This window comes from Streptomyces sp. YS415, assembly GCF_023544665.1.
Taxonomy (GTDB): Bacteria; Actinomycetota; Actinomycetes; order Streptomycetales; family Streptomycetaceae; genus Streptomyces.
Window position 1 is genome coordinate 46,050 of sequence record NZ_JAMJFL010000008.1, and the last position, 22,951, is coordinate 69,000.

Annotated in this window: 26 protein-coding genes and 1 tRNA gene; 12 read left to right on the forward strand and 15 right to left on the reverse strand. The window is 72.3% G+C overall.

Features of this window, described 5'->3' with window-relative positions; genetic code table 11:
* The first annotated feature begins 6 nt into the window (after positions 1-6).
* From M8H82_RS12245 to M8H82_RS12295, 11 genes are all read left to right on the forward strand, one after another.
* On the forward strand, positions 7-297 hold the full coding sequence (locus M8H82_RS12245; RefSeq protein ID WP_284048818.1) for a WhiB family transcriptional regulator: 291 nt from the start codon (positions 7-9) through the stop codon (positions 295-297).
* Positions 294-776 carry a Dps family protein gene (locus tag M8H82_RS12250; protein WP_250073141.1) on the forward strand — a complete coding sequence of 161 codons (483 nt, stop codon included), beginning with the start codon at positions 294-296 and terminating at the stop codon, positions 774-776. Before M8H82_RS12245 ends, M8H82_RS12250 begins: the two co-directional genes overlap by 4 nt.
* Before the next feature lie 56 nt (positions 777-832).
* A complete protein-coding gene (locus tag M8H82_RS12255) occupies positions 833-1,165 on the forward strand; it encodes a DUF3140 domain-containing protein (protein ID WP_250073142.1) in 333 nt (110 codons plus the stop codon).
* A 145-nt stretch (positions 1,166-1,310) separates the two neighbouring features.
* Positions 1,311-2,120, forward strand: coding sequence for an SAM-dependent methyltransferase (locus M8H82_RS12260; protein ID WP_250073144.1), 810 nt, complete (start codon positions 1,311-1,313; stop codon positions 2,118-2,120).
* A 308-nt stretch (positions 2,121-2,428) separates the two neighbouring features.
* A complete protein-coding gene (locus tag M8H82_RS12265; protein WP_250073147.1) occupies positions 2,429-3,829 on the forward strand; it encodes a glutamine synthetase family protein in 1,401 nt (466 codons plus the stop codon).
* A gap of 1 nt (position 3,830) precedes the next feature.
* The gene (locus M8H82_RS12270) at positions 3,831-4,982 is read left to right on the forward strand and encodes an amidohydrolase family protein (protein ID WP_250073149.1); all 1,152 of its coding nucleotides are present in this window, start codon (positions 3,831-3,833) and stop codon (positions 4,980-4,982) included.
* Between the two features lie 42 nt (positions 4,983-5,024).
* Positions 5,025-5,552, forward strand: a complete 528-nt coding sequence (locus M8H82_RS12275) for an NUDIX hydrolase family protein (RefSeq protein WP_250073405.1) — start codon at positions 5,025-5,027, stop codon at positions 5,550-5,552.
* A gap of 111 nt (positions 5,553-5,663) precedes the next feature.
* Positions 5,664-6,101 carry a Fur family transcriptional regulator gene (locus tag M8H82_RS12280; RefSeq protein WP_250073151.1) on the forward strand — a complete coding sequence of 146 codons (438 nt, stop codon included), beginning with the start codon at positions 5,664-5,666 and terminating at the stop codon, positions 6,099-6,101.
* A gap of 33 nt (positions 6,102-6,134) precedes the next feature.
* Positions 6,135-8,354, forward strand: coding sequence for a catalase/peroxidase HPI (katG, locus tag M8H82_RS12285; RefSeq protein ID WP_250073152.1), 2,220 nt, complete (start codon positions 6,135-6,137; stop codon positions 8,352-8,354).
* An 84-nt stretch (positions 8,355-8,438) separates the two neighbouring features.
* The gene (locus M8H82_RS12290) at positions 8,439-8,729 is read left to right on the forward strand and encodes a DUF1905 domain-containing protein (RefSeq protein ID WP_250073153.1); all 291 of its coding nucleotides are present in this window, start codon (positions 8,439-8,441) and stop codon (positions 8,727-8,729) included.
* Positions 8,730-8,771: 42 nt separating this feature from the next.
* Complete coding sequence (locus M8H82_RS12295) at positions 8,772-9,179, forward strand: FKBP-type peptidyl-prolyl cis-trans isomerase (RefSeq protein WP_250073154.1); 408 nt, start codon at positions 8,772-8,774, stop codon at positions 9,177-9,179.
* A 17-nt stretch (positions 9,180-9,196) separates the two neighbouring features.
* Here the strand turns inward: M8H82_RS12295 and M8H82_RS12300 are convergent, their stop codons facing one another.
* The 9 genes from M8H82_RS12300 to tdh all read right to left on the reverse strand — a co-directional run bounded on the left by M8H82_RS12300 (position 9,197) and on the right by tdh (position 16,405).
* Positions 9,197-10,048, reverse strand: a complete 852-nt coding sequence (locus tag M8H82_RS12300) for a DUF72 domain-containing protein (protein ID WP_250073155.1) — start codon at positions 10,046-10,048, stop codon at positions 9,197-9,199.
* 120 nt (positions 10,049-10,168) lie between these two features.
* Positions 10,169-10,242, reverse strand: a tRNA-Pro gene (locus M8H82_RS12305).
* A gap of 80 nt (positions 10,243-10,322) precedes the next feature.
* The gene (locus M8H82_RS12310; protein WP_250073156.1) at positions 10,323-11,606 is read right to left on the reverse strand and encodes an MFS transporter; all 1,284 of its coding nucleotides are present in this window, start codon (positions 11,604-11,606) and stop codon (positions 10,323-10,325) included.
* Positions 11,607-11,722: 116 nt separating this feature from the next.
* Positions 11,723-12,082 carry an MmcQ/YjbR family DNA-binding protein gene (locus M8H82_RS12315; RefSeq protein WP_250073157.1) on the reverse strand — a complete coding sequence of 120 codons (360 nt, stop codon included), beginning with the start codon at positions 12,080-12,082 and terminating at the stop codon, positions 11,723-11,725.
* A 29-nt stretch (positions 12,083-12,111) separates the two neighbouring features.
* A complete protein-coding gene (locus tag M8H82_RS12320; protein WP_250073158.1) occupies positions 12,112-12,633 on the reverse strand; it encodes a GNAT family N-acetyltransferase in 522 nt (173 codons plus the stop codon).
* Positions 12,630-13,205, reverse strand: coding sequence for a helix-turn-helix domain-containing protein (locus M8H82_RS12325; RefSeq protein WP_250073159.1), 576 nt, complete (start codon positions 13,203-13,205; stop codon positions 12,630-12,632). Before M8H82_RS12325 ends, M8H82_RS12320 begins: the two co-directional genes overlap by 4 nt.
* A gap of 33 nt (positions 13,206-13,238) precedes the next feature.
* The gene (locus M8H82_RS12330) at positions 13,239-14,147 is read right to left on the reverse strand and encodes a LysR family transcriptional regulator (RefSeq protein WP_250073160.1); all 909 of its coding nucleotides are present in this window, start codon (positions 14,145-14,147) and stop codon (positions 13,239-13,241) included.
* A gap of 17 nt (positions 14,148-14,164) precedes the next feature.
* Positions 14,165-15,358: a glycine C-acetyltransferase gene (locus M8H82_RS12335; protein ID WP_250073161.1), complete on the reverse strand. Its 1,194-nt coding sequence runs from the start codon at positions 15,356-15,358 to the stop codon at positions 14,165-14,167.
* 18 nt (positions 15,359-15,376) lie between these two features.
* On the reverse strand, positions 15,377-16,405 hold the full coding sequence (gene tdh / locus M8H82_RS12340; RefSeq protein ID WP_250073162.1) for an L-threonine 3-dehydrogenase: 1,029 nt from the start codon (positions 16,403-16,405) through the stop codon (positions 15,377-15,379).
* A 221-nt stretch (positions 16,406-16,626) separates the two neighbouring features.
* Between tdh and M8H82_RS12345 the strand changes: the two genes are divergently transcribed.
* Entirely contained in the window at positions 16,627-17,220 is a 594-nt protein-coding gene (locus tag M8H82_RS12345; RefSeq protein WP_250073163.1) for a GPP34 family phosphoprotein, read from the forward strand.
* Between the two features lie 33 nt (positions 17,221-17,253).
* Here the strand turns inward: M8H82_RS12345 and M8H82_RS12350 are convergent, their stop codons facing one another.
* The 6 genes from M8H82_RS12350 to M8H82_RS12375 form a co-directional block, all read right to left on the reverse strand.
* A complete protein-coding gene (locus M8H82_RS12350) occupies positions 17,254-17,832 on the reverse strand; it encodes a GAF domain-containing protein (RefSeq protein WP_250073164.1) in 579 nt (192 codons plus the stop codon).
* Positions 17,833-17,891: 59 nt separating this feature from the next.
* Complete coding sequence (locus tag M8H82_RS12355; RefSeq protein ID WP_250073165.1) at positions 17,892-18,515, reverse strand: ATP/GTP-binding protein; 624 nt, start codon at positions 18,513-18,515, stop codon at positions 17,892-17,894.
* On the reverse strand, positions 18,493-18,864 hold the full coding sequence (locus tag M8H82_RS12360) for a DUF742 domain-containing protein (protein WP_250073406.1): 372 nt from the start codon (positions 18,862-18,864) through the stop codon (positions 18,493-18,495). The genes M8H82_RS12355 and M8H82_RS12360 overlap by 23 nt, the downstream gene beginning before the upstream one ends.
* A gap of 2 nt (positions 18,865-18,866) precedes the next feature.
* On the reverse strand, positions 18,867-19,301 hold the full coding sequence (locus M8H82_RS12365; RefSeq protein ID WP_250073166.1) for a roadblock/LC7 domain-containing protein: 435 nt from the start codon (positions 19,299-19,301) through the stop codon (positions 18,867-18,869).
* A 92-nt stretch (positions 19,302-19,393) separates the two neighbouring features.
* Entirely contained in the window at positions 19,394-21,199 is a 1,806-nt protein-coding gene (locus M8H82_RS12370; RefSeq protein ID WP_250073167.1) for an ATP-binding protein, read from the reverse strand.
* Positions 21,200-21,671: 472 nt separating this feature from the next.
* Complete coding sequence (locus M8H82_RS12375) at positions 21,672-22,865, reverse strand: MBL fold metallo-hydrolase (protein ID WP_250073168.1); 1,194 nt, start codon at positions 22,863-22,865, stop codon at positions 21,672-21,674.
* Positions 22,866-22,951: the final 86 nt, after the last annotated feature.

A 22,951-nucleotide genomic window follows, 5' to 3' on the forward strand; every position in this document is an offset into this window, starting at 1 on the left:
CCGCGTTTGCACGAGTACACCCGGGGCACCCGCGCCCTCATGGAGTGGTTGCGGAGAGCAGCCTGCGCGGGCGAGGACCCCGAGCTGTTCTTTCCCGTGGGCCTGCGGGGACCGGCGCTGCGGGAGACCGCGGCGGCCAAGCGCGTGTGCGCCCGCTGCCCGGTGATCACCCAGTGTCTGGCCTTCGCGCTGCACAGCGGACAGGCATCGGGTGTGTGGGGCGGAACCTGCGAGGAGGAACGCGCCGTACTGCTCCGTACGTCAAGGCAGCACGCCGAGAGGAGAAGCACCCTATGACCGTGGTGAAGAGCACTCTGCCCGACAAGGAACGCCGCATCGCCGGTGACGCCCTCCAGGACACGCTGGTCGACCTGCTCGGCCTGTCACTGACCGGCAAGCAGGCGCACTGGAACGTCGTCGGACCGAGGTTCCGCTCGATCCACCTCCAGCTGGACGAGGTCGTCATGGCCGCCCGCGAGCACGCCGACACCGTCGCCGAACGCGCCGCCGCGCTCGGCGTCTCCCCGGACGGCCGTCCGGAGACCGTCGCCGCCGCCCTCGGCCTGCCCGGCGCGGACGAGGGCTGGCTGCGCGACACCGAGGTCGTCCGGCTGATGGTGGCCGCGCTGGAATCGGCCATCGGCCGGCTGCGCGCCCGCATCGACGCCACCGAGAAGGCGGACCCCGTCACCCAGGACCTGCTCATCAGCATCACCGCCGATCTGGAGAAGCAGCGCTGGATGTTCGACGCCGAGAACTGGCCCCGGGACGAGTAGACGAGCGGACGAGCGCACGCACACCCGGGCAAGAGGACGAGTGAAAAGGGCTGACCATGACCGACTCCCTCGAACTCGACGCGCTGTGGGAGGACTTCCACCGCGCCGTGAACATGACCTCGCAGGAACTGGCCGCCTGGCTGCGGGTCAGCGAGGCCTCCGAGGAGACCGAACCCCTCCCCGAGCACGCCGGTTCGCCGACCGGACAGCATGTCCTGGCGATCCTCCAGAAGCGGCGCACGGACCTCACCGACGACGACGTCGCGGTGATGTACGAGGTGGTCGACACGGTCGCCGAACAGGCGGACGTGGAGAACGAGCCCTCGGCGGAGGACCCCCGCCGACGGCACCTGCTGATGTCCCTGGGCCACGACCCGCTCAAGCCATGAGCCGGACGAACAGGCGGCGCCCGTACGGGCGTTGAGGTGGCCGACAGCCCACCGCGAGGTGGCCGAAGACAGACTCCGTCGCCTCCGGTGATCGTGAAAGACTGCCCGCAGCGCACCCCCGTGCCGAGCGAGCAGAGGAGCACGTGTGACCGGGACCGAGCCGGCCGTCCGCATCGACACCACCCGGCCCCATCCGGCCCGGGTGTACGACTGGTACCTCGGCGGCAAGGACAACTACCCGGTCGACGAGGCCCTCGGCCGCCAGATCATGGCGATCGACACGGGGGCGCCGCGGGCGGCGCGCAGCAACCGCTGCTTCATGCAGCGGGCCACGCGCCACCTCGCCGGGGAGGCGGGAATCCGCCAGTTCCTGGACATCGGCACCGGCATACCCACCGAGCCCAACCTGCACCAGATCGCCCAGTCCTTCGCCCCGGACGCGCGCGTGGTCTACGTGGACAACGACCCCATCGTCCTCGCGCACGCCGAGGCGCTGCTGCGCGGCACCCCGGAGGGCGTGACGGAGTACCTCCAGGCCGACGCCCGCGAGCCCGGCGCGATCCTCGAACAGGCCGCCCGCCTCCTCGACTTCGACCGCCCGATCGCCCTGTCCCTGATCGCCCTGCTGCACTTCGTCGCGGACGAGGACGGCGCCCAGGAGCTGGTGGACACCCTCGTCGAGGCCTTGGCGCCGGGCAGTTGCCTGGTCCTGTCCTGCATGACCGCCGACTTCGAGCCGGAGAACGTGCGGCAGGGCATCGAGCGGTACGCGGCGGGCGGAGTGACGCTCGTCGCGCGCACGCGCGCCGAAGTGGGCGGCTTCTTCAAGGGACTCGACCTGTTGGAGCCGGGGATCGTGTCGGTGAAGGACTGGCGCCCCGACCTGGCCCGGGACGAGGCCCCGCTCGGCGACGGCCCCGTCTCCCTCTACGGCGGGGTCGGCCGCAAACTCTGAGGCACCCCGCACCCCCTCCTCCCCTCCCCGCCGAGGGTCAACCGCCCCTGCTGCCGTGCCGGTTCCGGAGACACCGATTCCGGAGACAGAATGATCAAGGGACGGCACAATGGCCCTACGGCGGGTCTCGGCCGTGCGTGCGAGGAGAGGACAAGTCGTGACCGGCAGCCCATCCCGACGGGCCCGGTGCGGTGCTCGCCGTGGCGGCCCGGGTCCGACTCTCCCGTCGCGGTGCCGCGGTACGGCGCGATGGCCGTGAAACCCTGACGCCCCAGTGAGTGTCGCGGCCAGCTCGACGAGGAGAACGGATGACCACCCTTGCCGATCCCGTGCCCGGAGGGCGTCCCGGAGAGGTCGAGCGGGCCACCGCCCTGAGCGGCGAGCTGTCCGGGCGGGGCGTGCACGGCATCGTGCTGGCGTACGTGGACACCGCCGGGATCGGCAGGGTGAAGGCGATCCCGACGGCGAAGCTGCCGTCGGCGGTGGCCTGGGGCGTCGGCATGTCCCCCGTGTTCGACACCTTCCTGGCGGACGACTCCATCGTCACCACCGACGCCCTCGGCTCCCCGGACGGCGATCTGCGGCTCTACCCCGACCTGGGCGGCCTGGTCGTGCTGTCCGGGCAGCCCGGCTGGGCGTGGGCCCCGGTCGACCGGATCGCCCAGGAGGGCGACCCGCATCCGGGCTGCAGCCGCACCTTCCTGCGGCACCTGGTCACCGACTCCGCCCGCCGGGGCATCGCCTTCCGCGCATCGATCGAGATCGAGTGGACCGTCGGCCAGGGCCCCTCGGCGGCGGGCGAGTTGCTGCCCGCGACGACCGGCCCCGCCTACGGCGCCACCCGGCAGGTCGAGCTGAGCGACTGCGCCGCGGACCTGCTGGCCGCGCTCGCCGAGCAGGGCGTGGACGTCGACCAGCTCCATCCCGAGTACGCCGCGGGGCAGTTCGAGGTGTCGGTGGGCGCGCTGGACCCGGTCGCGGCGGCCGACCGCAGTGTGCTGGTGCGCCAGACGATCCGGGCCGTGGCCCGGCGCCACGGCCTCGTCGTCTCCTTCGCCCCCGCGGTGGTCGCCGAGGGCGTCGGCAACGGCGGCCACCTCCACCTGTCCGCCTGGCGCGACGGTGTCAATCTGCACGCGGGCGGCGACCGCCGGCACGGCATGACGGCCGAGGCGGAGTCCTTCACGGCGGGTGTGCTCACCCGCCTCCCGGCGCTCACCGCGGTGACCGCGCCCAGCCCCGCCAGCTATCTGCGCCTCAAACCGTCCCGGTGGGCAGGGGCGTTCACCGCCTGGGGCCGGGAGACCCGCGAGGCGGGCGTGCGGGTGATCACCGGCACCACCGGCCTCCAGGACCGGTCTGCGAACATCGAGATCAAGCCGGTCGACCTCGCCGCCAATCCCTATCTCGCCCTCGGCTGCGTCATCGCCGCCGGCCTCGACGGCATGGCGATGTCCACGCCGCTGCCCCAGGAGACCACCGGCAACCCGGAGTTGCTGGACACCGGGCAGGCCCGCGCCCGGGACGTGCGCAGACTGCCGACCTCGCTCGGCGAGGCGGTTGCGGAGTTCCGCGCGGACGAGGTGCTGCGCACCGCCCTCGGACCGGTGCTCACCGACGCGGTGATCGCCGTACGCGAAGGGGAGATCGCCGCCGTCGACGGGCTCGACGACGCGGGGATCGCGGCGGCGTACCGCTGGCGGTACTGACATGACGGCCACCCCGCTCCACGAGACCCTCGCCGCCCAGCCGCTCACCGACCACCACTGCCACGGCGTGGTCACCGAGGCCCTGGACCGGCCCGAGTTCGAGTCCCTGCTGACCGAGGGCGGCGCCCCTTGGCCCGGCATCTCCCCCTTCGACACCCCGGTGGGCGTGGCGGTACGGCGGCACTGCGCACCCCTGCTGGACCTTCCCCGCCACGCACCCGCCGAGGAGTACCTCGCCCGGCGCGCCGAACTGGGCCCGACCGAGGTGAACCGCCGCTTCCTCACCGCCGCCGGCACCGACGCCCTCTGCGTCGACACCGGCTACACCCCGCGCCCCCTCACCACCCCGCGCGAACTGGCCGAGGCGGCCGGCGCCGACGCCTTCGAGGTCGTACGGCTGGAGAACATCGCGGAGGCGACCGTACGGGCCGGGGTGGAGCCGGACGCGTACGGCGCCGCCTTCCGCGCGGCCGCCGAGGACGCCGTGCGCCGGCCCGGGGTGGTGGCGGTGAAGTCCGTCGCGGCCTACCGGACCGGCTTCGGCCTCGACCCGGCGCGGCCCGCGGACGCGGAGGTCACCGGGGCGGCCCGGCGATGGCTCACGGCCGGCGGACGCCTCACCGACCCGGTGCTGGTCCGGCATCTGCTGTGGACGGCCGTCGACCTGGGCCTGCCCCTCCAACTGCACACCGGGTTCGGCGACAACGACATCCGGCTGCACCGCGTGGATCCGGCCCGCCTCACCGACTGGCTGCATCTGACCGCCGGCACGATCCCCGTGCTGCTGCTGCACTGCTGGCCCTACCAGCGCCAGGCCGCCTATCTCGCCGCCGTGTTCGAGCAGGTGTACCTCGACGTGGGCCTGACCCTGCACCACGTCGGCCCGGCCCGGGCGCGCGCGGTCCTGGAGGAGGCGCTGGAGATCACACCGTTCCGCAAACTGCTGTACAGCTCCGACGCCTACGGTCTGGCCGAGTTCCACCTGCTCGGTGCGGTGTCCTTCCGGCACGGTCTCGGGGCGCTGCTCCAGGACCGGGTGGACGCCGATGAACTGAGCCTGCCGGACGCACAGCGCCTCGTCCGGTGGACCGGCTCCGCCAACGCCCGCCGCCTGTACGGACTTCCCTCCGAAACCGTCCCCCGTCGCGACTGAGCGCGCGCCGATCCCGGAAAGTATGATCAAGCAATGTCTGATATGACCGAAACCACGCCCGGTTGGCTGACCTCCGACGAGCTGGAGATGGCCCGCGCCCGCATGCCGATCCTCTATGTCGAGGCCGTGCCCGTGCGCGTCGACGACAGCGGCGAGGTCACCAGCATCGGCCTGCTGCTGCGCATCGGACCGGACGGAACGGTCAGCCGGACCCTGGTCTCCGGCCGGGTGCTGCACCACGAGCGGGTGCGTGACGCGCTCCTGCGGCACCTGGAGAAGGACCTCGGCCCGGTCGCGCTGCCCCGGGTCCCGGCCTCCCTCCAGCCCTTCACGGTCGCGGAGTACTTCCCCACGCACGGCGTCACTCCGTACCACGACCCGCGCCAGCACGCGGTCTCCCTCGCCTACGTGGTGCCGGTGACCGGGGACTGCCGCCCCCGCCAGGACGCTCTCGACCTGGTGTGGTTCAGCCCGCAGGAGGCGCTGTCCCCGGCGGTGCAGAGCGAGATGCCGGGCGGCCACGGCGTGCTGCTGAAGCAGGCGCTGGCACATGTCGGCTGTGTGATCTGACGCTCACGCGCGGGTGGACCGCAGGTGGAGACCGCCTCGAGGTCCGCTCGCGGCAAAATTGAACCGTTCGTTTTCTTGAACCATTCGTGTTTATGAGGGTAGGTTCGGCGCATGAGCTCATCCGGGACCCCCACCACCGCCGACGAGCTGCGCGGAGCCGGCCTGCGGGTGACGGCTGCCCGGGTCGCGCTGCTGGAGACCGTCCGGCACGGCGACCACCTGGGTGTCGAGGCCATCGCCTCCGGCGTGCGGGACCGCGTGGGCCATGTCTCCCTGCAGGCCGTCTACGAGGGCCTGCACGCCCTCACCACGGCCGGGCTCGTCCGCCGTATCGAGCCGGCCGGCAGTCCGGCCCGGTTCGAGGGGCGCGTCGGGGACAACCACCACCACGTCCTGTGCCGGTCGTGCGGTGCCGTCGCCGATGTCGACTGCGCGGTCGGCGACGCCCCCTGCCTGACCGCCTCCGACGACCACGGCTTCGCGATCGACGAGGCCGAGGTCATCTACTGGGGCGTGTGCCCCGACTGCTCGACCTCCCAGACTCTTTGAGCACGAGCTCCACCCAAGCTTGGAAGGATTCCCATGGCTGAGAACCCCGACGCAATCGTCACCGACCCCAAGGCGGAGGAGGTCACGGGGGGCTGCCCCGTCGCGCACGGTCGTGCCGCGCACCCGACGCAGGGCGGCGGCAACCGCCAGTGGTGGCCCGAGCGGCTCAACCTGAAGATCCTTGCCAAGGACCCGGTCGTCGCGAACCCGCTGGGCGCGGAGTTCGACTACGCCGAGGCGTTCCAGTCCCTGGACCTGGCCGCGGTGAAGCAGGACATCGCCGAGGTGCTCACCTCCTCCCAGGACTGGTGGCCCGCCGACTTCGGCAACTACGGCCCGTTGATGGTCCGTATGGCCTGGCACAGCGCCGGCACCTACCGCATCAGCGACGGCCGCGGCGGTGGCGGGCGCGGGCAGCAGCGCTTCGCGCCGCTGAACAGCTGGCCGGACAACGGCAACCTCGACAAGGCCCGCCGTCTGCTGTGGCCGGTCAAGAAGAAGTACGGCCAGTCCCTGTCCTGGGCCGACCTCATGATCCTCACGGGCAACGTGGCGCTGGAGCAGATGGGCTTCGAGACCTTCGGCTTCGGCGGCGGCCGCGCCGACGTCTGGGAGGCCGACGAGGACGTGTACTGGGGTCCCGAGACCACGTGGCTCGACGACCAGCGCTACAGCGGCGACCGTGAGCTGGAGAACCCGCTCGGCGCGGTCCAGATGGGCCTCATCTACGTCAACCCGGAGGGCCCCAACGGCAACCCGGACCCGATCGCCGCGGCCCGCGACATCCGTGAGACGTTCCGCCGGATGGCGATGAACGACGAGGAGACCGTCGCGCTGATCGCCGGCGGCCACACCTTCGGCAAGACGCACGGCGCCGGCCCGGCCGACCACGTCGGCAACGACCCCGAGGCCGCCTCCATGGAGGAGCAGGGCCTGGGCTGGAAGTCCACCTACGGCACCGGCAAGGGCGGCGACGCCATCACCAGTGGTCTGGAGGTCACCTGGACCACCAAGCCCACCCAGTGGAGCAACGACTTCTTCGACATCCTCTTCGGCTTCGAGTGGGAGCTGACCGAGTCCCCGGCCGGCGCCAAGCAGTGGGTCGCCAAGGACGCCGAGGCGATCATCCCCGACGCGCACGACCCGTCGAAGAAGCGTCTGCCCACGATGCTCACCACCGACCTCGCGCTGCGCTTCGACCCGATCTACGGCCCGATCTCCAAGCGCTTCCACGAGAACCCGGCCGAGTTCGCGGACGCCTTCGCCCGCGCCTGGTACAAGCTGACCCACCGTGACCTGGGCCCGAAGTCGCTGTACCTCGGCCCGGAGGTCCCCGCGGAGACGATGCTGTGGCAGGACCCGCTGCCGCAGGCCGAGGGCGAGGCCATCGACGCCGCCGACGTCGCGGCCCTGAAGGCGAAGATCCTCGCCTCGGGCCTGACCGTCCCGCAGCTCGTCTCCACCGCGTGGGCGTCGGCCTCGACGTTCCGCGGCAGTGACAAGCGCGGTGGCGCCAACGGTGCCCGGATCCGCCTGGAGCCGCAGCGCGGCTGGGAGGTCAACAACCCCGACGAGCTCGCCCAGGTGCTGCGCACCCTGGAAGGCATCCAGAGCGAGTTCAACACCGGCGCCAAGAAGGTCTCCCTGGCCGACCTGATCGTCCTCGGTGGCTCCGCCGCCGTGGAGAAGGCCGCCAAGGACGCCGGTGTCGAGGTCGAGGTGGCCTTCTCCCCGGGCCGGGTCGACGCGACCGAGGAGCACACCGACGTCGAGTCGTTCGCGGCGCTGGAGCCGACCTCCGACGGGTTCCGCAACTACCTGGGCAAGGGCAACCGCCTGCCGGCCGAGTACCTGCTGCTGGACCGGGCGAACCTGCTCACCCTGAGCGCCCCCGAGATGACCGTGCTCGTCGGCGGTCTGAGGGTGCTCGGCGCCAACCACGGCGGCTCCAAGCACGGTGTGCTGACCGAGACGCCGGGCAAGCTGACCAACGACTTCTTCGTCAACCTGCTCGACCTGGGCACGGAGTGGAAGTCGACCTCCCCCGACCAGAGCACCTTCGAGGGCCGTGACCCGGCCTCCGGCGAGGTCAAGTGGACCGGCACTCGTGCCGACCTGGTCTTCGGCTCCAACTCCGAGCTGCGTGCGCTCGCGGAGGTCTACGCGAGCGACGACGCGAAGGAGAAGTTCGTGAAGGACTTCGCCGCGGCGTGGACCAAGGTCATGGACCTGGACCGCTTCGACCTGGTCTGAGCGCATCCCCCCTGGACACCCGGGCCGGCCGACACTTCCGTCGGCCGGCCCGGCCGTCTGTCCCACCGAATCGAGGCTGACCTGTTGGAACTCGCCTTCACCGGCCAGGTGATCGAATGGCGCGGCCCGTCGCCGTACTACTTCGTCCCCGTACCGTGGGAGGAGTCCGCCGACATCCACCAGGTGGCGTCCATGGCCTCCTACGGCTGGGGCGTGATCCCGGTGGAGGCCCGCATCGGCGCGGTCGCCTTCACCACGTCGCTGTTCCCGAAGGACGGCCGCTACCTGCTGCCGCTGAAGGCGGCGGTACGCCTGCCGCAGGGTCTGGCGGCGGGCGACGAGGTGGAGATCGAGCTGACGGTCCGGCGGCAGTGACCCACCTGCGACGATGTGACCGATCTTCCTGATGAGGCTGTGATGGGTGAGCAGACGAAGCCCGAGGTCGACGTTCCGAAGGGTCCCGCGCCCACCGAGCTGACCCTGCGTGACCTGGTCGTCGGGGACGGGGCCGAGGTGAAGCCGGGCATGGTGGTCCGGGTGCACTACGTAGGCGTGACCTTCGGGTCCGGGACGCAGTTCGACGCTTCCTGGGACCGCGGCGAGCCGTTCAAGTTCGCCCTGGGCGGCGGCAGGGTCATCAAGGGCATGGACCGGGGTGTGCGCGGGATGAGAGTCGGCGGCCGGCGCGAGATCGTCGTTCCTCCGCGTCTCGGCTACGGCAAGGAGTCGCCCTCATCCTTGATCCCGGCGCACTCGACCCTCGTCTTCGTGGTGGACCTGATCGACGCGTACTCCCGCACCACCGGGTGGAGCAGCACCTCCTGAGGCAACCGGACCTCGCTTCAGGAACCTTCGAGCAGATCGCGCAACGTCTCGGCGGCGCGTACGGCGGCGTCACCGCAGCAGTTGTTGAACAGGACGTGGAGCTCCTCGACTTGGTCCGCCAGTAAGCGCAGGCGCGGCAGCCAGGCGGCCAGCTCCTCCCGCGTGTAGGCATGGCGGAAGCGGTCCTCCTTGCTTCCGGTCCCCCATGCCGCGCTGCGGCCGTGGAAGCGGACCACTGCGAGCCTCGGACACGTGACGGGTGTGACGGCGGGCATCGAGTTGGGCAGCCCCTGGGCCGTGTCGACGGCCACCGCGGTGACGCCCAGGTCCCTCAACAGGGCGGCGGTGCGCTCCCGCCGGTCCTCGCTCCACCAGTCGGGATGGCGGAACTCCACGGCCATCGGCCACTGGTAGGCCCGTTTCCTGGTGGCATCCAGCACGGTCTCCGCCTGCGCGCCCGGAGCGAACCACGGCGGGAACTGGAACAGTACGGCGCCCAGCCGGCCGGACTCGCCGAGGGGCCGCAGGGCCGCGCCGAAACGGTGCCAGACCTCGTCGAGCAGCTCCGGGTCGTCGAGGGCGTGGCCGCGCAGGTCGACGGGCAGGGCGTTCTTGCGGGTCGGGTGGCCGGTGAGGAGGGAGAACGCCTTGACATCGAACCGGAAGCCCGGCGGAGTGCGTTCGTTCCAGAGCAGACTGTTGCGCACGCTGGGGAGGGCGTAGTAGCCGGCATCGACCTCCACGACGGAGAAGTGCTCGGCGTAGTGCCGCAGCCTCCCCTCCGCGTCACGCCGCCCGGGTGGATACCAGCCACTGGCCACCAGCGCCTTGTCCGTCCACGAACACGTCCCGATCAGAAACTCGCCCATGCCGGCCGTCCTTTCCTCGCGGCCCCTCTACCCGGGAAAGCCCTCACCCCCGCCTCCGGACACGCGAAAGGCCGCCCTCTCGTGATGAGAGAACGGCCTCCGACCTGCGTTTCCGCACAGTCGGGACGACAGGATTTGAACCTGCGACCCCTTGACCCCCAGTCAAGTGCGCTACCAAGCTGCGCCACGTCCCGATGCCCGCTGACCTGGGCTTTCGCCGGGCCGAACGAACAGGGAAACAATACCGCACTCGGGTCCGTGGTCGCGCACCGGTTTATTCGGCACGGGCCCGCTCCGGCTGGTCCGCGGGCAGCGATCCGGCGGTCGTCCCATCCGCCCGCACCAGGTCCCGCACCGGCCGGACCGCGAGCAGGATCGCCGCGACCACCAGGCTCATCACACCCGCGACCAGCAGGACGTTCCCGGCGCCGAGAGCGGACGCGGAGGGGCCCGCGAGGGCCTGGCCCACCGGCATCATGGCCAGGGAGCCGGCCACGTCGTAGGCGTGGATGCGGTTGAGGACGTCCGACGGGACCTGGGTCTGCACGGTGGTCGCCCACATCACGCTCCAGAAGGACATGCCCGCACCCGCCACGGCGGCGCCCGCCGCCATCGCGGGCACGTCGAGTCCGAGGCCCACGGTCGCCGGGAAGCCGACGAAGGCGAAGAGGCTGATCGCGCCGGCCCGGAGCATCCGGCGGGGCCGCAGGCGCAGGGCGAGGAGACCGCCGACGACGGTGCCCGCGCCCAGGGCGGAGTTGATCAGGCCGTAGGCCCCGGCGCCGTGCTCCTGGACCACCTCGGTCGCGACCAGCGGCAGGGTCGGGCCCCACACCATGAGCATGTACAGGCACCAGACGGCGATGACCGCCCAGAGCCAGATACGCGCCCGGAACTCCCGCCAGCCCTCGACCAGGTCCGCCCGGAACGTGCTCGGCACCGGCGCGCCGCCGGAGGCGAGCGGGGGCAGCCGCAGCAGCAGGAGGCACAGGGCGCTCACCGCGTACGTCACCGCGTGGGCGGCGAAGACACCGCCCGGGGAGGCGAGGCCGACGAGGAGGCCGGCCAGGGCGGGGCCCGCGAGGTGGGCCGCGGACTCCGCGATGCGTATGGCGCCGTTCGCGCCCTGGACGTCGGTGGCGAGCCGGGGAGTCGTACTGGCGACGCCGGGCTGGAAGACGGCGCTGGCGACACCGTTGACGAAGCCGATCGCGCAGATCTCCCACAGCACCACATGACCGCTGAAGAACAGGACCGCGGCGAGGGCCTGGGTGCCCAGGCGCACCAGGTCCGCGCCGATCATCAGTCCCCGGGTGCTGAAGCGGTCGGCGATCACTCCGCCGAAGACGACGAACCCCGCGAAGGCGGCGGCCGTGGCGGCCATGGCCAGGCCCACCGCGCCCGCGCCGTACCCGTGCTGGAGCAGTCCGGCGGCCAGGGCCACCGGCAGCATGGTGTCGCCGAGCCGGGCGACGGCACGGGCGGCGAAGAAGAGGGCGAAGTCCCGGGACCAGACCGGCCGGACCTCACCCGACGCCTTCGACCGCCGCCTCGCCATCCCCGCGCTCCCCTCCCCGTGCACCGGTCACCGCGGCAGCCGGGGCCCCCTCCGCCCCGACTTCCGCACACGCCTCCGGATCATGCCACGCGGCACTGACAACGCCCGAGGGGATTTCACTCCGCGGCCGGAAGCCCCAACTCCGGGTAGGCCTCGAGGAGTCGGGTGGGCGCCGCCTGCCGCCAGGAGTCGGCGAGGATGTCCCGCAGCTCGTCCCCGTCCTCCAGCGCCGCGAGCCGGACCCGCACCCAGGCGAACTGCGCCTCGTGGTCGGCGATCCAGAACTTCCCCGGCTCGGCCAGCACCAGTTCGTCGCGCTCCTCCTTGGGGCAGCGCACGGCGATGGAGGTCTCGTTCTCGGGCAGTGTCGCGAACATCTTCCCCGCCACCCGGAACGTGGGCATGTTCCAGGCGGTCTTCTCCGTCGTGTCCGGCAGGGACAGGGCGGTACGGCGTACGTCTTCGGCATCCTGCATGGCAGGCACCGTAACCGGTCGCACTGACATCACCGGGCGGGTACGGGCGCCCCGACCTGCTTGTAGTACAGCGTCGTCGGCCGCAGCACTCCGCCCGGGTCCGCCGCGTAGTCGGGGATCGTCCCGGCCCGGGTCCAGCCCGCCGAGCGGTAGAGCTGCTCCGCGGGGCTGCCGGTCTCGGTGTCCAGGTGCAGGAGGGTGATGCCCGCGGCGGCGGCCGCCTGCTCGGCGGTGGTCAGGAGCGTACGGCCGAGGCCGCGGCCGCGCGCGTCCCGGTGCACCATCAGCTTGACCAGCTCGGCGCGGTGGCGGCTGTTGGGCTTGTCGGGGAAGGCCAGGCTGACGGTGCCGACGATCCGCCCGCCGTCGAGCGCCGCCCACACCGCGAACGGCCCCTGTGCCCGGTCCTTCCACCAGGCCTCCGCCGCGGCCCGGTCCAGGGAAGCGAGGAACCCGACGGAGGCACCCCCCTCCACGGCGTCCAGCATCAGTTCCGCCAACTCACCTGTGTGCGCGATCAGTTGATCCGCGTCCAGCCGGAGGACGTTCACGGCAGCACCACCGCCAGCACGTACCGCGCCTCGCCGGTTCCGGTGCACCGGAACCGCGTCGGCCCCCACACCCGCAACCGCAGGCAGTCCCCCGCCTCCAGGTGGTGCTCGGCGTCCTGAGCCGTCACGTCGAGCTCCCCTTCGAGGACCCAGATGTGCTGTTCCAGACCCGGCACGGGCGGCCGGTCGTAGGCGATGTCGGCGCCCGCGGCGAGCCGGCCCTCGACAAGTTCGCCGCGCAGCCCGGGGTGCGGCGGGGAGACGGACCGCCGGACGAAACCGGAGGCCCGGTCCGCCCAGACCTGCTGCTCGGCGGCCCGCACCAGCAGTGCGGGCTCGGACTCCACCTCGCTGAGCAGCTGGGACATGGTCCGCCCGTACACCCCGCACAACCGGTTCAGCAGCGAGGCGGTGGGGCTGATCTCCGCCCGCTCGGCCCTCGACAGGGTCGACTTGCTGACCCCGCTGCGTTCCGCCACCTCACCCAGCGACCACCCGCGCTCGGTCCGCAGCGCGGCGAGCCGTGCGCCGAGCCGGGCGTCGACGGGGTCGACCTCCACACCCTGTTTCACATAGGGGACTGTATCCCAGATGTGAAACGACCGTCACGCCGTCCCCTCGCCCGCCGCCCGCAGGGCGTCCAGCACCGGGCGGATCAGCGGGTGCTCCTCGGCGCCACGGCGTACGGCCGCGAAGACCCGGCGGGTGGGCGCCACGCCGTCGACCGGGCGGACGACCACGCCGGTGAGGTCCATACCGGTCAGCGCCGAGCGCGGGATCAGGGCGACGCCCGCGTCCGCGGAGGCCAGCGCCACGACCGCGCGGAAGTCGTCCGAGGAATGTTCCAGGCGGGGCTGGAAGCCGGCGCTCTCGCAGGCCAGCACGACCACGTCGTGGCAGGGGTTGCCGGGGTACGGGCCGATCCAGGGGTCCTTGGCCAGTTCCGCCAGCGGCACCTCCGCCGCGTCCGCCAGCCGGTGGGTCATCGGCACGACCGCGTCGAAGGGCTCTGCGTACAGCGGGACGTGGCTCAGCCGGGGGTCGTCGGCGGGCGGGGCCCCGCGGTACTCGACGGCGACCGCGATGTCGACCTGCCGGTCCAGCACCATCGGCAGGCTGGCGTCACCCTCGGCGTCCTGGACGCGGATCCGGATGCCGGGCGCGGACTCGGCGAGGCGGGCCACGGCCGGGGCCACCACCTGGGCGATCCCGGTCGCGAAGGCGGCGACGGTGACCGTGCCGGCCGCCCCGGAGCCGTAGGCGGCCAGCTCCGCCTCGGCGCGCTCCAGCTGGGCGAGGACGGCGTTGGTATGGCTCAGCAGGATCTCACCGGCCGGGGTGAGCCGTACGCCCTTGGCGCCGCGCTCCACCAGGCGGTGGCCGGTCTCCTGCTCCAGCGCGGTGAGCTGCTGCGACACGGCCGAGGGCGTGAGATACAGCGCGGCGGCAGCCGCCGTCACCGTGCGATGGTCGGCCACCGCACGGAGGATGTGGAGCCGCCGCGCTTCGATCACGGATCGATTCTCTCAGGTCAGCCGGCCAGCTCCGCGCGGGCGGCGACGAACGCGTCCACGGCCCGGTTCACGTCGTCGGTGGAGTGCGCGGCGGACAGCTGCACCCGGATGCGGGCCTGGCCCTGCGGCACCACCGGGTAGGAGAAGCCGATCACGTACACCCCGCGCTCCAGCAGCAGCTCCGCCATCCGGCCGGCGACAGCGGCGTCACCGATCATCACGGGCGCGATGGCGTGGTCGCCGGGGAGGATGTCGAAGCCCTCCTCGGTCATCCGGCGGCGGAACAGCGCAGTGTTCTCGTTCAGCCGGACACGCAGCTCGTCCGCCGACTCCAGCAGGTCCAGCACCTTCAGCGAGGCCGCGGCGATCACCGGGGCGAGGGTGTTGGAGAACAGGTACGGCCGGGAGCGCTGCCGGAGCAGGGCGACGATCTCCGCGCGGGCCGCCACATAGCCGCCGGAGGCGCCGCCGAGGGCCTTGCCGAGGGTGCCGGTGATGATGTCGACGCGGTCCATCACGCCGTGCAGTTCGGGGGTGCCGCGGCCGCCGGGGCCGACGAAGCCGACCGCGTGCGAATCGTCGACCATGACCATGGCGTCGTAGCGGTCGGCGAGGTCGCAGATCTCCGCGAGCGGCGCGACATAGCCGTCCATGGAAAAGACGCCGTCGGTGACGATCAGCCGGCGCCGGGCGTCGGAGGCGTCCTTCAACTGCCGTTCCAGGTCGGCCAGATCACGGTTGGCGTAGCGGAACCGGCGGGCCTTGGACAGGCGGATGCCGTCGATGATGGAGGCGTGGTTGAGGGCGTCGGAGATCACCGCGTCCTCGGGGCCGAGCAGGGTCTCGAAGACACCGCCGTTGGCGTCGAAGCAGGAGGAGTACAGGATCGTGTCCTCCTGCCCGAGGAAGGCGGAGAGCCGTGCCTCCAGCTCCTTGTGCACCTCCTGCGTGCCGCAGATGAAGCGCACGGAGGCCATGCCGTAGCCCCAGCGGTCCAGCGCCTCGTGGGCGGCCGCGACCACCTCGGGGTGGTCGGCGAGGCCGAGGTAGTTGTTGGCGCAGAAGTTGAGGACCTCGCCGGGACGGCCGCCCGCGGTCACGCTGACGGTCGCGGACTGCGGGGTGCCGATGACCCGCTCGGGCTTGTGCAGCCCGGCGGCCCGGATCTCGTCGAGGGTGACGCGCAGGTCGTCGCGCACGGAGTCGAACATCGAAGAAGCTCCTAGGGTTTACGCGGTCCAGTCGAGGATGACCTTGCCGCCGCGGCCGCTCGCCGCGTCGGCGAAGGCCGCCTCGAAGTCACGGAAGCCGTACCGGCCGGTGATCACGGGAGTGAGGTCGAGGCCGCCCTCCAGCAGGACGGACATCGCGTACCAGGTCTCGAACATCTCGCGGCCGTAGATGCCCTTGATGGTGATCATCGAGGTGACGATGCGGGCCCAGTCCACCGCGAAGTCCTCGGCGGGCAGACCGAGCATGGCGATCCGGCCGCCGTGGGTCATGTTGGCGATCATGTCGCGCATGGCCTCGGGGCGGCCGGACATCTCCAGCCCGATGTCGAAGCCCTCGCGCAGTCCCAGCTCCCGCTGGCCGTCCGCGATCCCGGTCTCCGCCACGTTCAGGGCCAGGCTCACGCCGATCTTGCGGGCGAGGTCCAGCCGCTCCTCGCTGACGTCGGTGATCACGACGTTGCGGGCGCCCGCGTGCCGGGCGACCGCGGCGGCCATCAGACCGATCGGGCCCGCGCCGGTGATCAGGACGTCCTCGCCGACCAGCGGGAAGGACAGCGCGGTGTGCACGGCGTTGCCGAACGGGTCGAATATCGCGGCGACATCGAGGTCGACCGGTACCCGGTGCACCCAGACGTTGGCGGCGGGCAGCGCGACGTACTCGGCGAACGCGCCGTCGCGTCCGACCCCGAGCCCGATCGTGGCCCGGCACAGGTGCCGGCGTCCGGCCAGGCAGTTGCGGCACTTGCCGCACACCAGATGGCCCTCCCCGCTGACCCGGTCGCCGGGCCGGATGTCGGTGACGTCGCGGCCGGTGTCGACGACCTCGCCGACGAACTCGTGGCCGAGCACCAGCGGGGTGCGGATCGACTGCTGCGCCCAGCCGTCCCAGGACCGGATGTGCAGATCCGTGCCGCAGATGCCGGTGCGCAGCACCTTGATGAGTACGTCGCCGGGACCGACGGCGGGCTCGGGCACGTCCGCGAGCCACAGCCCGGGCTCCGCCTTCTCCTTGACCAGCGCCTTCACTCGTACGGCTCCTGTGGGTACGGCCCCGGGCCCGGGCATGCCGAAGCGCCCGTGTCCGGGGAGAGGGGTGGAATCGGTTAGCAATCTGCCGTACCTCGCCGCCCCGGTCCATCGAGGATTTCTTAAGCGGAGCAGCAGATCTCCTTCACACCGCTCCCAAAAGGACCGAGGGAGGCAACAATCGACGGGGCACACCGCACCCGACCGACCTGGAGCCGCACATGAACACCGCACGGGATCTCGCCATCACCGCCCTGGACGCGCCGCCCGGCCGTTCCGTGGAGCAGGGCGACCTCTCGCTCGCGCTCGCGGGAGCCGAGGTGCTGGATCTGGTCGAGGCCGGGGCGCTGACGCTGGACGACGACCGCCTCGTACCGGGCACCGCGGCGGCGACGGGCGACCGGCTGCTGGACGAGGCCGCCGCCGCGCTGCTCCGCAAGGAGCCGTACGAGACCGTCACGGACTGGCTGTGGCGGCGGGGCGACGGGCTCGCCGCGGCCTACGTCGACGATCTGGAGCGGACCGGCCTGGCCACCCGCGGGCGCGGCCCGCTGGGGCCCGGCCCGGCGGTGCCCGTCGAGTCGCCGGCCCGCGCCGGCGCCGAGGAGCGCCGGGCGTCAGGCGAGCCCGTCCTCGCCGCACTCGCCGCGGCCGCCGGCCTCGAGGACCCGGCCGGAAACGCCGAGGACCTCACGGACGACACCGTCACCACGGTGCTGGCCGCCGTGGGCGACGCGGTGATGGAACTGGAGGCCGTACGGCAGCGGCGGTCGATCGAGGGCTCCGCGTTCGACAACGTCTGGCGGGGCTTCTAGAGCGGACCGTGGCCTGGGGCGGCGGGCCGGGGGTCAGGGCAGCGGCAGGCCGTCGGCCGCCCGGCGTTCCAGCCGGGCGACGAGATCCGCGGCCGACGCCTTGATGCTCTCCAGACCCGGTCTCCCCCACGGCCGGGGCTGCACGTCGACCACGCACACGGTGCCGAGCACCATCCCGGTGGTGTCGATCAGCGGTGCGCCGAGGTAGGAGCGGATGCCGAACTCGTCGACGACCGGGTTGCCCGCGAACCGCGGGTAGTCGCAGACGTCCTCCAGGACGAGCGCCTTGCGCCGGACCACCACATGGGGACAGAACCCGTGGTCGCGCGGCAGGGTGCGGGTGACGCGCGGACTGGTGCCGTCGCCCTTCACGTACAGCGCGGCCGCGGGGAGATGCAGGCCCGCGAAGAACTGCCGGTTCTCGTCGATGAAGTTGACCATGGCGTACGGCGCCCCGGCCACCTCCGCGAGGGCGTCCGCGTAGGCGTCGAGGACGGGTTCCGTCCGCTCCCCGAGGCCGAGTCGGCGCAGCCGGTCCGCTCGGGCGGGTGCCTCCTTGTCGTCGGGCGTGAGCAGCAGTCGACCGGCCGGGCGGGGCGGGTCGTAGCTCATCGGCGCGCTCCGGTGGTGTGGGCGTATGGCATAGGAGGGCTCCGTGGGGTGTGCGGGGATCACATATGGGCGCCGTAGCCGGTCGCGGGGGCCGGGGCGTGCGCGATGAGGTGTTTGACGAGGGTCAGCAGGGTCTGGACGCCCGAGCTGGAGATCCGGGCGTCGCAGCGCACGATGGGGACCCCGGGGTCGAGGTCGATGGCGGCGCGCACCTCCTCGGGGTCGTAGCGGTAGGCGCCGTCGAAGTCGTTGATGGCGAGGATGAAGCCGAGGCCACGCTGTTCGAAGAAGTCGACGGCGGCGAAGCAGTCCTCCAGGCGCCGGGTGTCGGCGAGGATGACCGCGCCGAGGGCGCCTTCGCACAGCTCGTCCCACATGAACCAGAACCGCTCCTGTCCGGGCGTGCCGAACAGGTACAGGACATGCTGGGGGTCGAGCGTGATGCGGCCGAAGTCCATGGCGACCGTGGTCTCGACCTTGTTCTCGATGCCGTCGAGATTGTCGGTAGCGGCGCTGACCGTGGTGAGCAGCTCCTCGGTGCTGAGCGGTGCGATCTCGCTGACCGCGCCGACGAAGGTCGTCTTGCCGACCCCGAATCCGCCCGCCACCAGGATCTTCAGTGCGGTGGGGAAGGGGTCGGCGCCGGCGCCGCCGTGGTAGTCAGAGCTTTCGTCGTAGTCCATCGAGCACTGCCTCCAGAAGGGCCCGGTCAGTGGGGTTGTGGTGGAACTCGGGGGGCTTGGTGGTGAGCGCCCCGCAGTCGACGAGGTCCGCCAGCAGCACCTTGGTCACTGCCGCCGGCAGCTTCAGGTGCGCCGCGACCTCGGCGACCGAGACGGGGGCGCGGCACAGGTCGAGCGCCTCCGTCTGTTCAGGGCCCGGATAGCCGAGGGGGGTCGCCCCGGTGGCCATCACCTGGGAGATCAGGTCGAGGGCGACGGTGGGCCGGGTCCGGCCGTTGCTGACCGTGAAGGGGCGCACCAGCCGTCCGGCCGCGTCATCGAGCCAGGGCCCGTCGCCGGCCGCCGCCACGCTCAAGGCCTCGACGCCGACGGTTCGACGGCATGATGGCGGGGGGCGGTCACCAGATAGGGGCGGACGCTCTTGACCAACATCGCCATCTCGTAGCCGAGCACGGCGGCGTCGGCCTCGCGTCCGGCCAGGACGGCGAGGCAGGTGCCGGATCCGGCGGTGGTGACGAACAGCAGGGTGGAGTCGAGTTCGACGACGACCTGGCGGACGTCTCCGCCGTCGCCGAAGCGGACCCCGGCGCTGCGGCCCAGGGAGTACAGGCCGGAGGCCAGGGCCGCCATGTGGTCGGCGCTGTCCGCGTCGAGGCCGTGGACCGACTTCACGAGCCCGTCGCAGGACAGGAGCACCGCGCTGCTGGTGTGCGGTACGCGCTGCACGAGGCCGGTCATCAGCCAGTCGAGATCGGATGCATGGCCGGTCGGCGCTTCGCTCGCCATGGTGGATCGACTCCTTGAGGTACGAAGGTCAGCGGGAGCGCTGGGACAGGTCCTGGGCGTGGGGGTGGGTGTGGGGGTGGGTGCGTGCGTGGTCATCCGGCTGATGCGCTCCCGTCGTGCCGGTTGGTGTGCTCGGGGCGGGACGGCTGCGCGGGGCGTGCCTGCGGTATGCGCGCCGGCGTCACGTCCGCCGCCGTGAAGTCCGCGGTGAGGAGGTCGGGGGCGAACTGGTCCGGGTGCTCGGACTCCAGGTGCTGCTGCGCCTCGGCGAGGCCGACTCCGCGTTGGAAGGCGGCCATCAGTCCCGGATCGTGTCCGGCGAGCTGCTCGGGTTCCAGGCGCGGTGCGGGACCGTCGCGCAGTTGGGGGGCGAGGTGTTCCTGGGCGCGGCGCTTGGGCAGTTGGGGCTTGCCCATGGTGCCGCGCACGGCACTGGAGCGCGGGGTGGGCGGCGCGACGGTGTGCTCGGCGACGACCGCCCGGTCCTCGGGGCTGATGCCGGGCACGGCCTCGGCGATGGTGCGCCGCTCCTCGTGGGTGCCGCGCACGGGCAGCGGCACGGGTCCGGCGCCGTTCGCCCTGGGCGTCGCGGCCCGGGGGCCCGGTCGTTGCGACGGGGCCTGCGCGGGGGGCGGCCCGGCCGGCTGCACCTGCGGCGCCTGCGGTGTCACGGCGGTCTCGGCGCCGCCCGGCGCGCCACCGAGCAGGCCCTGCGGTACGACGAGGACGGCCTGCACTCCGCCGTAGATGTTGGTCTGGAGCCGGACGTTGATGCCGTGTCGCCGGGCGAGCTGGGAGACCACGAACAGGCCGATGCGGCCGTCCGCCAGCAGGCTGGCGACGTTCACCTGGTCGGGGTCGGCGAGCAGGGCGTTCATGCGTTCCTGTTCGCCGACGGGCATGCCGAGTCCGCGGTCCTCGACCTCGACGGCGAGGCCCGAGGTGACGAGGTTGGCGCGCAGCAGTACCTGGGTGTGCGGGGCGGAGAACACGGTGGCGTTCTCGACGAGTTCGGCGAGCAGGTGGATGACGTCGGCGACGGCGTGCCCGCGCAGGGTGCCGTCGATCGGCGGCACGAGCTTGACCCGGGAGTACTGCTCGACCTCGGCGATGGCCGAGCGCAGCACCTCGGTCATGGAGACCGGGTTGCTCCACTGGCGGCGCGAGACGGCACCGCCGAGGACGGCGAGGTTCTCGGCGTGGCGGCGGATCCGGGTGGCGAGGTGGTCGACGTGGAAGAGGCCCTTGAGCAGGTCGGGGTCCTCGATCTCGTTCTCCAGCTCGTCGAGGATCGAGATCTCGCGGTGCACCAGCGACTGCAGGCGCCGGGCGAGGTTGACGAAGACCTCCAGCTTCTGTTCGCTGCCGGCCTGGCTGGACAGCTGTGCGGCCTGGACGACGGCGGTGACGGCCCCGTCGTGGGCGCGGGCCAGGTCGGCGGCGAGCAGTTCGAGGTCGTCCGCGTCCTCGGGCGGACCGCTGCGTGGTTTGCGCCGGGGCGGGCTCTCTCCCCGGCGCAGTGCGTCGACCAGGGCGCGCAGGTCGGCCTCGCCGCGGGCGCTGCTGCGGCGCAGGGCGCCGATGCGTTCGCTGATGGACCTGGCGGTGCGGTCGGCGACCACGGCGGCGATCACGATGCCCGCGAGGGCGACCGCGCTCGCGCCGGCGAGCATGCCCCACAGGGGCAGGCCCGGCCGGGCGCCGGCGGCGCGGACGCTGAACAGCACGGCCGCGCAGCCGGCGAGGGCGACCGCGACCGGCGGCAGCACGGCGAGCCGCAGGAGCTGCGGCCGTATGTACGTCTCGGGCAGCGCCGGGGCGGGGCGGGCGACCGGACGACCGTGCCGCCCGCCCTCACGGCGGTCTGCACGCGGGGCCGGTGCGCGGAGGTGAGACATCGGTGTCCTCGTACTGTCCGTCGGGCGCGCCGCCGGGCCGGAGCGCGGGCGGGCGCGGCCTGATCCACACGACGCCCGGCTCGGTCTGCGCGTCGGGCGTGCGCCATCGCGGTGCCGGTCGACCGAGCCGAAGAAATCGGCCCTGCGTCGCCCGACGGACACTGACAGTAGTCGGCAACGCATCATGTGCGGTGGGCAGTTGACAAACTCGTACGCGGGTCATCCACCTCTGGTATGAGGCCTCGTACGGGAGATCGACAACCCGAAGCGAATCCCGCTCCGGATCGCAAAAACTTCGATCAGACCTGGTCGGAAGTGGTCGGACAGTGACGACGAGGGCCGGGAAGCCCTTCGCTTCCCGGCCCTCGTCGTCCGCGGTTTCTCCGACCGGCGTCAACTCGCCGACGCCGCTTTCACCCTCTCGGGGGTTCTGGCCCGACCGTCACCCGCCGTGTCGGGGTGCGTCTGCCGCTCAGCGGTCGCCCGCCAAGTCGAGGTCGCCGCGGGGGCTCTCCTCGGGCGCGGCCAGCGGCTCCGGGCGGCGCCAGGGATGCGGGAGCGGCGCGGACAGGGAGCGCCACCAGGGCTGGACGGGCAGCAGTCCGGCGGGCTCGAACGGCTCGCCGGGCCGCGGGAAGGCGGCCGCCTGGCCGGCCTCGTCGGCGGCGTCCCGGGTCCACTCGCCGGGCTCCGCCCACGCGTGCGTGGCGAGGTTGAAGGTGGCCCAGTGGATCGGCAGCAGCACGCCGTGCGGCCGGCCGCCCTGGAGGTCGAGGTGGGCACGCATGCCCTCCTCGGGCGTCATGTGGATGTCCGGCCAGAAGTCGCTGTACGCGCCGATCTGGATCATCGTCGTGTCGAACGGGCCGTGCTCGGCGCCGATGTCCTTGAAGCCCTCGAAGTACCCGGTGTCGCCGCTGTGGAAGATCCGGTGCTCGGCGCCTGCCACGGACCAGGAGGCCCACAGCGTGTGCTGGGTGTTGCGCAGACCGCGGCCGCAGAAGTGCCGGGCCGGCGTGGCGGTCAGGGTGAGCCCGCCGATCCTGGCCGACTCGTGCCAGTCGAGCTCGCGCAGCCGGTCGGGGGAGACGCCCCAGCGCTCCAGGTGGGCGCCGACGCCGAGCGGCACGGCGAACACGGTGTCCGTGCCGGCCAGCGCCTTGATGGAGGGCAGGTCCAGGTGGTCGTAGTGGTCGTGCGAGATCACGACGACGTCGACCGGGCCGAGCGCGGCCAGCGGCACCGGCACCCGGTGCAGCCGCTTGGGCCCGGCGAAGGAGAAGGGGGAGCAGCGCTCGCCCCACACGGGGTCGAAGAGGACGCGGTGGCCGTCGATCTCCGCGAGCACGCTGGAGTGTCCCATCCAGGTGATGCGCAGTCCGGTGGCGGGCGGGCGGGCGAGGTCGGCGAGCGTGGTGGAGTGCACGGGCACGCTGCCGCGGGGGGATCTGCGGGGACGTTCGTCCTTGGCGAAGAAGACCTTCGCGAACTCCAGCATCGAGCCGGAGGGGCGGGTCCGGGCGTGCCCTCCGGGGTTCTGGAAGACGCCGTTAACGAAATGGGGCGATGCGTGGATGCGCGCCAGGCGCTCGCCACTCGGCTCCGCGCCGAAGCCCGCCGGCTCCAGCGCGCGGAGCACGGAGCCCAGGGAACGGAAACCGGTCACGGTACCTCCATGTGGAGTCGTCGAGGCATCCCATTATGGTCGGCCCCTCCGACAACCACCCCGGCTCCTTCCCCCCGAAGATCCGT

Bases quoted from the DNA above. Each gene is read 5' to 3' on its own strand.
- M8H82_RS12250 (WP_250073141.1), top strand. From the start codon at position 294: ATGACCGTGGTGAAGAGCACTCTGCCCGACAAGGAACGCCGCATCGCC.
- M8H82_RS12255 (WP_250073142.1), top strand. From the start codon at position 833: ATGACCGACTCCCTCGAACTCGACGCGCTGTGGGAGGACTTCCACCGC.
- M8H82_RS12265 (WP_250073147.1), top strand. From the start codon at position 2,429: ATGACCACCCTTGCCGATCCCGTGCCCGGAGGGCGTCCCGGAGAGGTC.
- M8H82_RS12270 (WP_250073149.1), top strand. From the start codon at position 3,831: ATGACGGCCACCCCGCTCCACGAGACCCTCGCCGCCCAGCCGCTCACC.
- M8H82_RS12275 (WP_250073405.1), top strand. From the start codon at position 5,025: ATGACCGAAACCACGCCCGGTTGGCTGACCTCCGACGAGCTGGAGATG.
- M8H82_RS12280 (WP_250073151.1), top strand. From the start codon at position 5,664: ATGAGCTCATCCGGGACCCCCACCACCGCCGACGAGCTGCGCGGAGCC.
- katG (WP_250073152.1), top strand. From the start codon at position 6,135: ATGGCTGAGAACCCCGACGCAATCGTCACCGACCCCAAGGCGGAGGAG.
- M8H82_RS12295 (WP_250073154.1), top strand. From the start codon at position 8,772: ATGGGTGAGCAGACGAAGCCCGAGGTCGACGTTCCGAAGGGTCCCGCG.
- M8H82_RS12300 (WP_250073155.1), bottom strand. From the start codon at position 10,048: ATGGGCGAGTTTCTGATCGGGACGTGTTCGTGGACGGACAAGGCGCTG.
- M8H82_RS12310 (WP_250073156.1), bottom strand. From the start codon at position 11,606: ATGGCGAGGCGGCGGTCGAAGGCGTCGGGTGAGGTCCGGCCGGTCTGG.
- M8H82_RS12315 (WP_250073157.1), bottom strand. From the start codon at position 12,082: ATGCAGGATGCCGAAGACGTACGCCGTACCGCCCTGTCCCTGCCGGAC.
- M8H82_RS12335 (WP_250073161.1), bottom strand. From the start codon at position 15,358: ATGTTCGACTCCGTGCGCGACGACCTGCGCGTCACCCTCGACGAGATC.
- M8H82_RS12345 (WP_250073163.1), top strand. From the start codon at position 16,627: ATGAACACCGCACGGGATCTCGCCATCACCGCCCTGGACGCGCCGCCC.
- M8H82_RS12350 (WP_250073164.1), bottom strand. From the start codon at position 17,832: ATGAGCTACGACCCGCCCCGCCCGGCCGGTCGACTGCTGCTCACGCCC.
- M8H82_RS12355 (WP_250073165.1), bottom strand. From the start codon at position 18,515: ATGGACTACGACGAAAGCTCTGACTACCACGGCGGCGCCGGCGCCGAC.
- M8H82_RS12365 (WP_250073166.1), bottom strand. From the start codon at position 19,301: ATGGCGAGCGAAGCGCCGACCGGCCATGCATCCGATCTCGACTGGCTG.
- M8H82_RS12370 (WP_250073167.1), bottom strand. From the start codon at position 21,199: ATGTCTCACCTCCGCGCACCGGCCCCGCGTGCAGACCGCCGTGAGGGC.